General features: G+C 40.8%; 9 protein-coding genes. 2 read left to right on the top strand and 7 right to left on the bottom strand.

From position 1 onward, the window contains the following. Nucleotides 1-132: 132 nt before the first annotated feature. Entirely contained in the window at nucleotides 133-2550 is a 2418-nt protein-coding gene (locus CA265_02600; protein ARS38628.1) for a hypothetical protein, read from the top strand. 326 nt (nucleotides 2551-2876) lie between these two features. Here the strand turns inward: CA265_02600 and CA265_02595 are convergent, their stop codons facing one another. The 6 genes from CA265_02595 to CA265_02570 all read right to left on the bottom strand — a co-directional run bounded on the left by CA265_02595 (nucleotide 2877) and on the right by CA265_02570 (nucleotide 11973). Then, nucleotides 2877-4736, bottom strand: a complete 1860-nt coding sequence (locus tag CA265_02595) for an alkaline phosphatase (GenBank protein ID ARS38627.1) — start codon at nucleotides 4734-4736, stop codon at nucleotides 2877-2879. Next, on the bottom strand, nucleotides 4730-6253 hold the full coding sequence (locus tag CA265_02590; protein ID ARS38626.1) for a RagB/SusD family nutrient uptake outer membrane protein: 1524 nt from the start codon (nucleotides 6251-6253) through the stop codon (nucleotides 4730-4732). The genes CA265_02595 and CA265_02590 overlap by 7 nt, the downstream gene beginning before the upstream one ends. 15 nt (nucleotides 6254-6268) lie before the next feature. Continuing rightward, a complete protein-coding gene (locus CA265_02585; protein ARS42866.1) occupies nucleotides 6269-9520 on the bottom strand; it encodes a SusC/RagA family protein in 3252 nt (1083 codons plus the stop codon). A gap of 222 nt (nucleotides 9521-9742) precedes the next feature. Continuing rightward, complete coding sequence (locus CA265_02580; protein ID ARS38625.1) at nucleotides 9743-10684, bottom strand: hypothetical protein; 942 nt, start codon at nucleotides 10682-10684, stop codon at nucleotides 9743-9745. Nucleotides 10685-10747: 63 nt separating this feature from the next. Beyond that, the gene (locus CA265_02575; GenBank protein ARS38624.1) at nucleotides 10748-11263 is read right to left on the bottom strand and encodes a hypothetical protein; all 516 of its coding nucleotides are present in this window, start codon (nucleotides 11261-11263) and stop codon (nucleotides 10748-10750) included. Between the two features lie 227 nt (nucleotides 11264-11490). After that, on the bottom strand, nucleotides 11491-11973 hold the full coding sequence (locus CA265_02570) for a GNAT family N-acetyltransferase (GenBank protein ARS38623.1): 483 nt from the start codon (nucleotides 11971-11973) through the stop codon (nucleotides 11491-11493). 266 nt (nucleotides 11974-12239) lie between these two features. Between CA265_02570 and CA265_02565 the strand changes: the two genes are divergently transcribed. After that, complete coding sequence (locus CA265_02565) at nucleotides 12240-12842, top strand: hypothetical protein (GenBank protein ARS42865.1); 603 nt, start codon at nucleotides 12240-12242, stop codon at nucleotides 12840-12842. A gap of 67 nt (nucleotides 12843-12909) precedes the next feature. Here the strand turns inward: CA265_02565 and CA265_02560 are convergent, their stop codons facing one another. Next, entirely contained in the window at nucleotides 12910-14517 is a 1608-nt protein-coding gene (locus tag CA265_02560; protein ARS38622.1) for a hypothetical protein, read from the bottom strand. Nucleotides 14518-14813: the final 296 nt, after the last annotated feature.

Raw genomic sequence — 14813 nt, 5'->3', positions numbered from 1 at the left:
TACATTTTAAGGATCAACACCATTTATTATCCGAAAATGGATTGGGATAATATTTCAGGGGGTTGGGATTATATAATTTTTAGGCTGATGCAACCTCTACATCTTTGAATCGTCAATTATAAAACAAACAAGATGATGAACCTTTTATTTAAATCTGCGCTTTTCGCTTTGCTTATTTTTAGCTTTAAATCTGCTTATACTCAAACCATTAAGGTGTCGGGAACCATTACCGATAAAAGCAATAAAGCACTTGATTATGCTTCGGTCGCATTAATTCACTTACCCGATTCGGCCTCAGTTGCATTACAGGCCACCAATCAACAGGGAATTTACGAATTCACCAATGTTAAATCTGGCCGCTACCTGATTAAAGCATTGATGATGGGCTACCAGAAAAACCAATCTTCAGCTTTTGAAGTGAAAGATGTGGCCGTTAAAGTTCCTTCAATTATATTAACCGACCGTTCCAATAACCTGAAAGAAGTAAACATTGTATCGAAAATGCCGGTAATTGATCAAAAAGCAGACCGGGTAATTGTAAATGTAGAACAGATGAATACCGCCGGCGACAATGCACTGGAGGTCATCAGCAGGTCTCCGGGGGTAAAACTGGATAAAGACGATAACATTGTGCTGAAAGGCAAAAAAGGAATCAATGTAATGATTGATGGCAAGATGAGTTATATGACGGGGATGGAATTAACCACTTACCTTAAATCCTTGCCTGGCTCAGTATTGAGTAAAATTGAGCTGATTTCTAATCCGCCATCTTCTTTCGATGCCGCCGGTACTGCAGGGATCATCAACATTAAACTGAAAAGAAACAAAATGCAGGGTTTTAACGGAAACATGAATCTTGGCGGTGGTTATGGCCGTTATGAAAAAGTTTACGCCGGCACCAACCTGAATTATAACATCGGTAAAGTAAGCACCTATGTACGCTTAAATGCCGGGCACTATAACTCATACAACAGGCTGACTTTAAACCGGACCATTGGCGATGAACAATATAACCAGCTTAATTTCTGGCATCCGGTAACCAAGAGTTTAAATTATTCAACGGGCGCCGATTATTTTATGAATGAAAAACATACTTTAGGCATAATGGTAAAAGGCTTTACTGCACCCGCAGAAACCAAAGTAAACAGTAACTCGGTAAACTATAGCGCAACAGGAGCAAAAATGGGCGGCACATCAATGTTCAATCCACAAAGCAATACCGAAAAAAACCATGCGCTAAACTTAAACTACCGTTTTAAAACCGATACATTGGGTGGCGAACTGGGTTTTGATGCGGATTATGTTCAATACGATAACAGCAAAAACGAAACCTTTACCAACAACTACCTTGATGCAAATGACCAGCTGATTGGCAATCCAATCGACCTGCGCAATGAGGGCATGGGTAAAGTCTCTATCTATTCAATCAAGGCCGATTATAGCTTAAATTTTTCCAAAACATTAAAAATGGAAACCGGCTGGAAGAGCAGCTGGGTAAAATCCCAGAGCGATGTGCGTTTCGACTCGCTAAAAACCGCCGGCTGGATTAACGATCCGCGCAGAACCAACCCCTTTTTATACAATGAAAACATTAATGCCGCTTATCTTTCCTTTGATCAAAGCTTTAAAAATATACAGATCAAAGCAGGTTTACGGGCAGAACAGACCCTGGGCGATGGCCGTTCGTCAGGAACCAATACGTTGATAGACAGAAAATACTGGAAGCTTTTTCCAACACTTTTTGTTTCCTTCAAAATCGATTCAAACAATCTCGTTACCGCTGCTTACCGCAAAAGCATCAACAGGCCTTCATACAGCAGTTTAAATCCCTTTACTTTTTATACCGATCCCTATACTGCCATTCAGGGAAATCCATTATTACAACCATCCTATGCCAATAGTCTTGAATTTAATTACTCGATTAAAAACTTCAGGGTACTCACATTGAGTTATTCGGTTAGTGATGGATCGATATCGGAAGTGGTTTACCAGAACAATAGCACAAAAGAAAGTATCTCCAGGTCAGAAAACCTGAACCGCACCACTAATTTTTATATGGCTACCGGGAGCCCATTCGACATTACCAAATGGTGGAACAACAATACCGAAGTTTCAGCCGGATTTAACCGAACCGAATCGGCTGTGCAGGGCAATGGTTATAATGCTTTCTCGTGGAACTGGTCGGTAATGATGGATAATACCTTCACCCTGCCTAAAAACTACAGCATAACTACCTATGCTTATTACGATTCTCCTTCTGTTTCGGGCCTGTTCCGCAGTTTGGAGAGTTATCAGTTAAATATTGGTGTTAAAAAATCATTCTGGAACAAAAACGCCACACTGGCTTTAAAAATAAACGATATTTTTAATACGAATAAATTCAGGGCCAATCTGGAATACAATAACATTAAAACCTATTGGCAAAACGAATGGGAAAGCCGTAGGGTAAATTTAAGTTTCACCTACAAATTCGGGAACATGAAAATTAAAACGGCCCGCAGCAGAAACACCGGAACAGCTGATGAAGAAAACAGGGTTGGGAAAAATTAAATAATAAATGTATGTAATTATAATACTGTCAGCCTGAGCTTGTCGAAGACCTTTTATAATCGAGAACAAATTAATATTTGTCCTTCGACAGGCTCGGGATGACAACTTCAATAAAAAACGTCGTCATCTCGACTGAAGCGCAGTGGAATGGAGAAATCTATATAGATTCCTCGACTTCGTTGCACCTCGCCCAAAATGACGACTACTTGAGGAGAGTATCTCCGAATTAAAGTTTAATCTTCAACAAATACAAACGATGACAGCATCTTCGAGCTTGCTGCAAAACAAGGTCTTTGTCAGGATTTATTTGATCCTTTAATTCACTATCATTTTGCTAAGCGATAAGCCTGGATGATTTTATGAAAAATCTGATTGTTGGGGTACACACCCATAAAAGCATCTGAGCCTGGGCCATAGGCAAATACAGGCACCATAATATTGGTATGATCATCTGTACTGAAATGACCACGGACTGTTCCTTTTCTATAAGAGGCATCCAGGAGCGACAGTCCACCGGTTTCATGATCGGCAGTTACCACAACTAATGTTTCGCCATCCTGATCGGCAAACTTTAAGGCTTCGCCAACCAAACGGTCGAAATCCTGCTGTTCGGTTACTGCAAAAGGCAGATCGTTGGCATGCCCGCCATGATCAATCTGTGCGCCTTCAGCCATCATGAAAAATCCTTTTTTATTTTTCGAAAGCAATTCAATTGTTTTTAAGAACGAAGTCTTCAACATCTCTCCCCTTCCTTCCAGTATTTTTCGCGTAGCAGAATCGTCTAAAAGTACCACTTGCTTATCCGCATTTGATGCAACAAAGCTTTTTAAGTTTTGCTGAAAAACATAACCTTTAGCCAAAATTTTGTTCATTAGCTTTTGATCTGGATTTTCGGTAAAACTTTTACGTTTAGATCCTACCAGAACATCAACATGACCATTCAGAAAATCGGCTGCAATTTCGTGGGTCATGGTACGCTCAACCTGATGGGCGTAAAATGCTGCAGGCGTTGCATCGGTAATATCTCCACTGCTGATGATTCCGCTTTTAATACCATAGGTTGCTAAAACATCTGGAATAGCCGCCAGTAATTTACCGGTAGAATCGACACTGATATAGCGGTTATTGGTTTTATGACCTGTGGCCATAGCCGTTGCACCAGCAGCAGAATCAGTAAAATCTGAATTGGAAGCCTCTGTACGTGAAAAACCGATATGCCTGATCTGAATCACATTGGATTGACCAAAATTGGCGCTCAAGCCGGCCTGTATCTGGGCCAGCCCCATGCCATCGCCAATTAAAAGGATAACATTTTTAACTTTTGTTTTTAGTGCATCGCTTTTATAGGTTGGCTGGTAAGGTGTATAACCTTTATCATTTATGTACTCCAGTTTGGCCCTGTTCTGATAAAAATCTTTCAACAATGCCGGATGATCGGTGCCAATCCAATCAACACCCATGTGTTCCAGTTCTTTCCAGCTGTTCGGACTATCTTTGGTTGCCCAAAAGCGGAAAGGTTTACCCTGGGCATGCACCTTGGCAATTACGGCTTTTATCTTCTCCAGGTCGGTTGGCGTTGGGGTTCCTTTTCCATTCCATACCGAGTAATGCGAAATATCATCACTGATCATACCAATGTGCTGCAGTTGATCGCTGGTATAGTTATTTCCCGGCCGGCCATCAAAACTGATGATTGATGGATAATCTGCAAACTTTTCGGCAGGCGGAACATCTCCGCTCAATACAATTTTAATTGCTGATGGGTTGACCTGTTGATCGAAAACAGGCTCAAGACCTTTAAGGTCAGTCAATAATTTTGCAATTACATGCTGGTAATCTGCTTTGATATCGATTACCAGTTGCAGTTTTTGTTTTGGATCGGGATAAGGATGGTTTGCGTTTTCCTTAAAAAAAGCCACGAGCGGGTCGATGTATAGCTTCTTTAAGGTTTTACCGGACCTGATTTCGCTGCTTTCATGAGCAACGAACAACTCCCCGTCGCGGTAAAAAACATCTGCTTCTATAGCGCCCATTCCGGCATAATACGCTGTTAGAAGAGGGATGTCCTGTTTGTAATCGTTATGGCTATGCCCGCGATTGGGGTTCATTTTAATTTGCGCAGATGCGCTCTGCAGCGCCAGTAACATCACCAGTGCTGCAAAGTTTATCCATATTTTATTTACCATCCTGCGTTTTGTTTAATTACGCCTGCACTGTTATCAATTTCTCTTTGTGGTACTGCCCATACATCGTGTACCTGTGGATTGAAGGTTCTGGCCGGCCAGATCACACTTCCATCAAAATCATGCAAAGGTTTTGCATAAGCTGCCTGCGCATCGCCCCACCTTACCAAATCTCTATGGCGGTCGGCCCATTCTCCCGCAAGTTCGTTGCGGCGCTCACGTTTAAGGTCATCTATTGTCATTCCGGTTTTAGTACCCAATCCCGCACGAAGCCTGATTTTGTTCAGTTCAGTATCGCCTGCACCAGCTCCGCTTAAGTTGATGGCCGCTTCTGCTTTGATTAACAATACTTCTGCATAACGCATTAAAGGCACATTTAAATCGGTAGTACCATTATCTCCGTTCGGATTCACATGCGTTGGGATAGGGTTGGCGTAAGAAAATGGCTCCATATATTTTTTAAACTGATAATTTGAAGTGGCTCCAGCATCTTTGGTAAAACTACGTTCGGCACCAAAGAACATAAATTTATCGCCAGGTTTTAAAATAGTGGCTTCACGGCGCTGATCTCCTGTTTCGTATGAATCGTAAAGCTCTTTGGTTGGCAGGTAATAACCCCAGCCATTGTAAATTCCCCAGGCTTTATTGGTTAACATTACCCCTGGAAGTTTGCTCCCCCAGCCTGTACCTCCACCGCTTGGTGTACACACTACCGACCAGATATACTCTTTAGACCAGTTGTTCGATGCTTTAAATACATCGGCAAAACCTGTATTCACCAAATCATGCTGACCTGAGGTAATAACCATATCAGCATATTTTGCGGCATTGGCATAATCCTTTTTATACAGGTATACTTTAGACAGATAGGCCCATGCGGCGGTTTTATGTGCTTTGCCATAATCAGCAGGTTTCATTGCCGAAAACAATGGAAGGTTATCAGCCGCCTTTAATAAAAGTGAAATGATATAGTCGTAATTTTCGTTTACATTTTTTGCGCGTGCAATAGGCAAAGACGGATCGCTTTCTGGCGTAACAATTGGAACTCCTGCTTTATCGTTTCCATAGTTGGCAGCCAACTGGAAATAAACCAAACCAGCATTAAAATAAGCATCACCGATGATCTGTTTTTTCAAAGCTTCGTCCATGGAGATGGCCGGCACATTGATGATGATATCGTTCGCGCGTTTAATTATGGCATAACGCATACTCCACTGGGTTTCGGTATAACCTCCACCCACATAAGTACGGTTAAAGTTTTTAATGTTATCGGCCTCTGGTTTGTTACGCCCAGTAACCATATCATCGCTGGCATTGATAAACCAGAACATTCCACGGCCATAAAAGTCTTCAGCATTATAATTTTCGTACATGCCCGCTTCTGCTTTTATAGCATCTTCTTTAGTTTTCCAGAAATTTTGTGCCGATGGAGATCCTTCGGGTACAATATCAAGCTCTTTTGTACAAGAAGAGAAAAAAGCAAGGGCGGCAAATGCCATATATTTAAAATTCGTTTTCATTGTTATAATTGGTGATTATAGATTTACACTTAAACCAAGGATAAAGCTTCTTGCCTGTGGATAACGGCCAACATCCAGTCCGTTATTGTCCATTCCGATTTCCGGATCGAAACCCGAATAATTTGTAATGGTAAAGAGGTTATTTGCAGTGGCATAAATCCTTACCCCTCCTGTTTTCAATTTATTGGCAAGCGATTTTGGCAAACTGTAACCCAGTGTTACATTACGGATACGCAGGTAAGAACCGTCTTCGATATAAAAATCGGAAGCATTAAAGTTTCCATTGGCATCGCTCGTTGAAATGATCGGCACTTTTCCACCCGGATTCTCCGGCGACCAGGCATCCAGGATACCCACCAATTTATTGTACGATGGACCGCTGGCGCTATACGTGGTACGTTTTACGGCATTAAACAATTTGTTCCCCTGTACGCCCTGCGCAAAAATATTAATGTCGAAATTTTTATAACTCGCATTAAAGCTCAGGCCATAAGTGAAATCGGGATAAGCGCTGCCTGCGAAATAACGGTCGTTTCCATCAATAGATCCATCACCATTGATATCAACAAATTTAAAATCACCCGCTTTTGCATTCGGCTGAATTTTAGTTCCTTTCGCATTTTTATAATTATCAGCTTCAGCCTGACTCTGGAAAATACCATCAGTTTTTAACACATAGTAACTGTATAATGGTTGCCCTACCCTGATGGTAAGTGGAGCAAGTTCGTTACGGAAATTGGTACCTACTGCAATATTTTCTAATCCTGGAGCAAGCTCCTGCACTTTGTTGTTAACCTTGGTTAAAGTAGCGTTTACGCTATAAGTAAATGCGGCGTTTTTATCACTATTGTAAGTTAAGCCCAATTCTATGCCTTTATCTTTTACAATCCCGGCATTGATGGTTTGTGTATTTAAACCAGCTGTTCCAGGCAACGATCTCGTCAGGATCATTTTATTGGTTTCTTTGATAAAATAATCTGCATTCAGGCTTAATCTGCCCAGAACAGCTACATCAATACCAAAGTTTGTTTGTTTTGATTCTGCCCATGTTAAATCTTTGTTGGCCAGAACAGTCTGTACATAACCATTTTGTAGCGTTGGTGTCTGCCCGAAATAACTTTGGGTAGCACTTAATAATGGATTTACTGCCGAAGCATTAAGCGATGCTAAATTGCCCAATATGCCATAGCTGCCTCTCAGTTTCAGTTCGTTCAGCCAGGAAGCATCCTTAAGAAAGTCTTCTTTGCTCACTACCCATCCTGCAGAAGCCGATCCGTAATTTTTTGTCCTGTTATTTTTACTGAGCAGCGATGATCCGTCGCGGCGCCCGATTAACGAGAGCAGGTATTTTTCTTTATAGTTATAGTTGGCCCTAACAAACAATGAAGAAAGTGCCTGTTCAGACATCCCGCTAACCGAAGGCTGTATCACGGTTGCATTTACCAGATACCTATATTGCGGCGATTCGTCATCAAAACCTGCTCCGGAAGCTGATAAGCTGTTACTTTTTGTTTTCTGAAAAGAATAACCACCTGTAAGATCGAGCTGATGACTGCCAAAAGTTGCTTTATAGCTTAACACCTGCTCGGCAAGAAAATCGTTACTGCGGCTGCTGCTTTCCTGCAAACTATTGCTCAATACCGGTTTCCCCACCTCAGGTCTTTTGGGCGTAAAGCTTTTAAAAGCAGCGTCTGATTTGGTGATACTCAAATTAGACCTAAAAGTTAAACCTTTGATCAATTTAACATTAACATAGGGATTAACCACCAACACATTTACTGGGTTATTGATATCGATGCGTTGTAAATCGGCAACAGGGTTCACAATATCACCATAATCGCCTGCATATTGCCCGCCCGGTAAACCTGCAAAACTGCCATCGGCATTGTAAGGCGTTCCATTGGTTGGATAATAAATCGCAGAAAGCAAAGCACCGGTATAATCGCTACTGGTATTGGCGCCATTTCCATTGGTACTGCTGTACGATAGGTTTTCGCCTACTTTTAACCAGTTGGTTACCTCATGTTCGGTATTGATCCTGAAATTGTAGCGTTTGGTTTGGGTGTTTAAAACGATGCCTTCGGCATTACGGTAATTGAAACTTAGGTAATAATTAGATTTTTCACTGCCACCGTTTATAGCGGCATTGTAATCCTGTACCATTCCATTTCTAAAAACTTCGTCCATCCAGTTGGTGCGGGTAACCTGCCCATCAGGATATTTCGAAGCATCAAAAGCAGGCAATATGGTTGTACCTCCGTTTTTGGCTGCAGTGGCGGCTACCTGTGCCCGTTGCTGAGCATTTAATGGTTCTAGTTTTCGCCATGCGCTTTGTTGCCCTAACTTGGCATCAAAACTGATCTGCATTTTACCGCTTTTACCTTTTTTGGTGGTAATCAATATTACCCCACCTGATGCCCTTGCCCCATAAATTGCGCTCGCGCCGTCCTTTAGCACAGAAATCGATTCAATATCATTGGGGTTAAGCTGTGGCACACCCAGAAAAATAGACCCATCAATTACATAAAGTACACTTTCTCCGTTGATACCTCCGGCACCGCGAATGTTGATGCGTGGTGTAGCCGTTGGATCGCCACCCTCATTGGTTACAATTACCCCGGGTGATTTTCCTGCCAGCACCTCTCCTACACTGTTCAGTGAGCGCGAAGAAAGTTTATCCAGCCCCACAATGGTAATTGCACCCGTTAAGGTTTCCTTTTTCTGCGTACCGTAACCTACCACCACTACATCGGCAAGTGTAGAACGTTCTTCGCTCAACACCATATTGATTACCTGGTTTTCGCCAACTTTTACTTCTTTGGTACGGTAACCGATCATCGAAAATGAAAGTATAGCATCAGCGCCCACCTCAATACGGTAAGCACCATTACCATCAGTTATGGTTCCGCTTTGTGTACCCAGTACTTTAACCGAAACACCCGGTAAAGTTACACCTGTCGAGTCTTTTACTATCCCGGTAATAATACGGTCGGGTTTGTTAAAAACGGCATTATTTAATATGACATAACCGCCTTTTTCTAAAACCTGCAAGCCCAGCCTATCCAGCAATGACCTTACGGGTTCTGTGGTGAAATCGCCACTTACAAACATATTTTTCTGTTGTAGCTGATCGGGATTGTATACAAAGCTTAATCCGGTGCGCGACTCGATTTCTTTGATAATTTCGGTTATTTTACGGCCTTTGTTAATCGTAATACTAACCGTTGTCTTCTCTAACTTTTGCGCCATACCAGCAGAAGCCAATATCGAGCTGCAAAATATGCAGAGGATTGAAAATGTTAAACATGAGTATTTCATGATCTTATAAAGAGCTGGTGTCCTCTTATGGGAGGTAGTTTTCATTGTTTAATTTGTTTGATTTTATTTATTTGTAAAGCTTTAATTATGCTGACGCCTATGGTCAGAAAGAAAGATTACGATGACCGATCTAACCGGTACCGCAGATGATTGCTATATCATACCTTTATCTCATCTGTATATATTAAATGTTTTATGATTTTTTGATGCATTGAATTTTAGGTGGTGGAGGCTGCAGATAATGTCCAAAATCTCTTCCAGCGATTGCCTGCTGGTAAAAACAGCTGTACTTTTAAGTTTGCCTAAAGCGGCATCCCCCAATAAAATTTTAATACTGAACACGTATTGAAGCTTACTGATTACCTGTTCTAAAGTTGCGCCGTCAAAAGCAAGTTCAACAAAGGCAGCTGCTTTGATTTTACTGATTGCTGCACTGCCCGCATTTTTATCATAGGTTAAACACTCATCTTTGATGAGCGTGGCCAGATTTCCTTTTTTATTGCTCACGGCAACCTTTCCGGTAACTACGGCAACTTCGATCTGTTTACTGGCCTGGTAAGACTTCACCTTAAATGAAGTCCCCAGCACCTTGATATTTATACCTGATGCGGTATGTACCGTAAATGGTCTTTTCGCCTGATGGACAATATCAAAAAAAGCTTCACCTTCTTTTAGTTCGATCTGGCGGCTGTTTGAGGCAAATACTTTGGGGTAACTAAGTTTTGCAGAAGAACCCAACAAAACCACCGAACCATCTGATAAAGTAATGCGTTTTCGCTCTGCAGCTCCGGTAATTACGGTAAGCTGATCTTCAATAAATTTTACCGGCGCACTGAGCTTCCAGATGGTTACACCCAATGTAATAAGAACCAACACTGCAGCGGCAATCCTGATAAAAGGGCTAAGCTTGAATACCTTGCCTGTTTTTTTATACATAGCGGCTTTAAGGTGAACGAACATTTGCTCCCCTATTGCTGTTTTCCGCTCTGCATTAAGTTCAATATTTTCCTGACTGAGCGTGTCATACCATGCTTCAACTATTTTTTGCTCTTTTGGATTTGCCTGCTTATCGAGATATTTCTGCAGCAGCTCCTTTGCCTGTTCTTCTGTCATTTAAATACATGTCAGTTGAAAAGCAGATGGGTACTAACCAAAAATGTTATCTATAAATTAACTTTATGTTAAGCCAATCAAAGCCGCGATGAGCAGGATATAGGAAAGGCTTTTTTTCAGCAGTTTCAGGGCAGCAGAGATCTGGTTTTTTACCGTTTGTACAGAAACATCAAGTTCTGAGGCGATTTCTTTAATGGATTTTTCCTGTTTCCGGCTCATTGAAAATACCAGTTGCATTTTCTCTGGCAAGAGCGCTATAGCTGCGTCTACTTCTAAATGCAGCTCTTTTAAAATCAGCTGATCATCTGCGGCAGCCGTATGTTGTTCATCCATAAGTGTTATAAGTGCAGTTTGGTGCTGCGCTTTAACGCTCCCCGACCTGAAATAATTAATCACTTTGTATTTTACAGCACCATGCAGGTAAGCACCCAGACTTCCTGATAAGTTAATTGCCGCCCGGTTTTCCCAGAGGGAAATGAAAATTTCCTGCGTAATATCCTGTGCGACGGCTTCATCTCCGGTTTTTTTGAGGGCAATATCAAAAACATCTTCCCAATAGCTACGATAGATTTCTTCCATAGCCTGATGGTTTCCGTGCTGTAAAGATGAAAGTAATGAATTGCTCAAAGGATGCCGCTTTATAAAAAGCAAAGCTAGCGGCCCAATATTCCCTTAGTATTAATAAATCTTAAAGAGTAGGTGATGATGATGGAAAATGTAAGATGGAAAATGGACAGGGTTCTGCGCCATTAGCCATATCCATAAAAAACAGTTATCATTTCGACGATATTACACCATCAGAAAAACTAAAGCACCAGCAGCATCCAAACATTACAGGCAAAATGCCCTGAATTACCGAGTGGTGCAGCGAGTTTTTTAAATCCTGCTTTTTCGTACATAGCAATTGCCCGGGTAAGTTCAGGAAACGATTCCAGGTAAATCTCATTATAGCCAAAATGCTGGGCCGATTCTATACTTTTTTCCATGAGCATTTTGCCGATACCTTTTCCGCGTGAAGATGCCGAGGTATACAATTTAACCAGCTCAACACAACCATCCGGCAAACCTCCGGTTGGATAAATGCCACAGCCGCCAATAATAAGTCCATCCTCTTCGGCAAGCCAGTAAGCCGATTGAGGGTGTTCGAAAACTGTAGACAGCTCATCGGTTGTCGGATCAGTATAAACCGTACCCGGCTTATCTATTTTAAATTCTCTTAAAATCGTCCTGATCATTTCAGCCGTAGCCGTATTATCTGCTGCAGTTATCTTCCGGATGGTAATGGCCATGTTTTTTATTTTTTTTTGTAAAGTTAATGGTTTAGGTTAATTCTTGCGCGGTTAGGTTAATTGTTTAAATTGATAGACTGTTAAATTGTTATGATTTGATCTTCAGTTAACCGGTTTAAACAATTACCCGATTAACCAAACTTTGAAACCAATCAGTTTGAATTAACCTAAGCGTTCTGAAATAGATTTATTATTTTGGCGTTATGTTTGCAGTATATCAATATCCAAATTTTTGGGTACTTATACAATCACCTAACACACATAAAATGAAACATGGATTATTAGTATGCCTATTAACTGTTGGCCTTTTCGGTTGCGGAATAAACAGGCAGGCCCAGCAGATAAAAGCCCTGGAAGACTGCACTTATAAAATTACAGGTGTACAACAGGTATCGATTGCAGGCACAGACGTTAAAAAATTAATGGACCAGCAAAGTTTTAGCTTAACCAGTTTACCGGGGGTTGCCCTTGGCCTGCTAAGAAAAGACATTCCACTTAGGGCCAATCTGAATTTAGAAATAACCAACCCATCAGGCAATTTGGCAGCCATCAACCAGTTCGAATATAAAATATTGGTTAATAACACCGATCTGGCAGAAGGCATCGTTAATCAAAATGTAAGTATTGCACAAGGTCAAACGGTTACTGTTCCGGTGCAGCTGGTAAGCAATATTTATGGATTAGTATCTAATGGAAACGTTTTTAACGATATTATCAAAGCCGCTCAGAAAGGATCATCTTCAAAAGATGAAAAGCTAGGTTTATTAACCATTAAAATAAAGCCAACCTTTATGCTCGGCAATACGCCTGTTAAATATCCAGGTTACATTACCATTAACAAAGATATCAGCAGTAAAATATTATTGTAAATACCACCACAAATAAAAATGCCCGCTTAACAAACATGTTAAGCGGGCATTTTCGTTAAAAACTTGATTAAAATCTTTTATCAGGTGTCATAATCATTCCCTTAATTCCTTTAGGATCCAGTTTTTCATCCAGCGCCCTCAGTTCTGCGACCGAAAGTTTTGGCGGCAGTGCTGTTGTAGTGGTACTTAAGCTAGCTGTTTTAGCTGCTGTAGTCACAAAATTCCCGTTTTTGGCATACAACAAAGCATAAGCCAATAAAGTTTCTGTTTCATCTCCCCACGCTTTGCTTAAATCTTCTGCTGATTCTTTATCAACCGTCAAACCAGAATAATAGCCACCAACTCCGAGTTTATTTTTGGTTTCAAATTCGGGAATATACATATCCACCTTATCTATTCTGATCGGAAAGAAACCAACAGGTTTACCATAGGTTGTTCTGCCAATTAGCTTTACATCCATTACCGGTTTCAAACTGTTAATGGTTAACTCGCTTGCAGATGCCGTAGATCCGGTTACTATAAAATAAACCCTGTTTAAGTTTAAACTACCTGATTTTGCAAATTTCTCAATATTATCAGCAGCTGTAGGCGAATAATTTAAGTCGGCATAAGTGGCATACTTTCCGTTTACCCCCGTGGTAAAGGTTTGTAATTTACCTGCATCATCTAACAATGGCTGGTGTGCCAAAACGGAAGCTTTGCGCTGCGCACTCGTGATCGATTGCAGATAAGCATTGTAATAAGAAGTAAACATCGTATTCCCTGTTTCTCCTGCTGGTGCGGCTAAATTAATCATCTGGGTAGCTGTTGAAACATAACCACCACCGTTATAGCGTAAATCAATAATCAATTCACTTACCCCCTGGGTTGCAAAATTAGAAAAGGTTGTATTTATGGCCGTAGAGGCATTATTGGTAAAGCTATTAAATACAATGTAACCCACTTTCTTGGTGCCAACCGTATAAACATGGGTAAACAATATTGGATTAACCGTATACAAACTGCTAGATATAACAGCCGTTTTTGGATTGCCATCAATATCATTAAAAGCCAAAGTCACCGTTGCATTTGTACCAAAAATGGCATTATTTAAAAAATTAACGGCACCAGGATAGGTCAGATCTGTCCTTCCATTTACACTGGTTATCCTACAACCACGTGTTAAGCCCTGTACTGCTGCCGGTGAGTTAGGATAAACATATTTTACCCTTAAATCGGTAGTGCTATTATACTGATACTGAACAGAAAAACCGTAATCATTGGCTGAGCCATTTACATCAGCTTTAAGTGCACCTGTTTTCCCCGATGTAGCTGCCGTATAATCGAAAAACGAATATTTAGGCTCGCCAGAAGAAGTGCTTACAAATTCATATGGTTTTCCCGTTGCCGGATCCAAAGAATATTGTGTCATGGCATATAATTCAGCTTCATTCGAACTAAATGCACGCGGATTAAACACCTCATAGGTTGGCAGCGAAGTATTCCAGTAATAAAGTTCTTTACCGTATAAAAAAATAGAATCTTTAGTCAATTCTTCCCGCGTTCCGCTAGGCGTTGTCACAACTGGCGGAGATACGGGCTCATCAGGCACAGGGTTACTCTTTTTGCAGCCAGTAATGACCCCAAAGCTTAAAAAACCCAGCGCAGCCAGGTAAGGGAATATCTTATTTCTCATTTAAATTGTGATAATATTATCTTTTATATACGTATTGGGCAATAGTTAAGTTGTTCGGAAAGAAACTTTTGTCTACCAACAAACTAAATTTAATTCAAAATATTGTGCTCTTGAACATATGTATCGGTCAATTACGTAAATCTACCGATTAAATTACTTTTCGCTGAGATATTTAATAAATTTTAACATAATTAGATTAAACCAATGTCAGGGTCATAGTCCTTTTGCCCCCACATATTGTCGCCTTTGCACCGCTTAAGTCAATCAAATTCGCTGCAAATTTGTTATACTTAATT

The sequence above is a fragment of the Sphingobacteriaceae bacterium GW460-11-11-14-LB5 genome (assembly GCA_002151545.1).
In the GTDB taxonomy this organism is placed as follows: Bacteria; Bacteroidota; Bacteroidia; order Sphingobacteriales; family Sphingobacteriaceae; genus Pedobacter.
This window is presented reverse-complemented; position numbering and strand designations above follow the sequence as displayed.

Bases quoted from the DNA above. Each gene is read 5' to 3' on its own strand.
- CA265_02600 (ARS38628.1), top strand. From the start codon at position 133: ATGATGAACCTTTTATTTAAATCTGCGCTTTTCGCTTTGCTTATTTTT.
- CA265_02595 (ARS38627.1), bottom strand. From the start codon at position 4,736: ATGGTAAATAAAATATGGATAAACTTTGCAGCACTGGTGATGTTACTG.
- CA265_02590 (ARS38626.1), bottom strand. From the start codon at position 6,253: ATGAAAACGAATTTTAAATATATGGCATTTGCCGCCCTTGCTTTTTTC.
- CA265_02580 (ARS38625.1), bottom strand. From the start codon at position 10,684: ATGACAGAAGAACAGGCAAAGGAGCTGCTGCAGAAATATCTCGATAAG.
- CA265_02575 (ARS38624.1), bottom strand. From the start codon at position 11,263: ATGGAAGAAATCTATCGTAGCTATTGGGAAGATGTTTTTGATATTGCC.
- CA265_02570 (ARS38623.1), bottom strand. From the start codon at position 11,973: ATGGCCATTACCATCCGGAAGATAACTGCAGCAGATAATACGGCTACG.
- CA265_02565 (ARS42865.1), top strand. From the start codon at position 12,240: ATGAAACATGGATTATTAGTATGCCTATTAACTGTTGGCCTTTTCGGT.
- CA265_02560 (ARS38622.1), bottom strand. From the start codon at position 14,517: ATGAGAAATAAGATATTCCCTTACCTGGCTGCGCTGGGTTTTTTAAGC.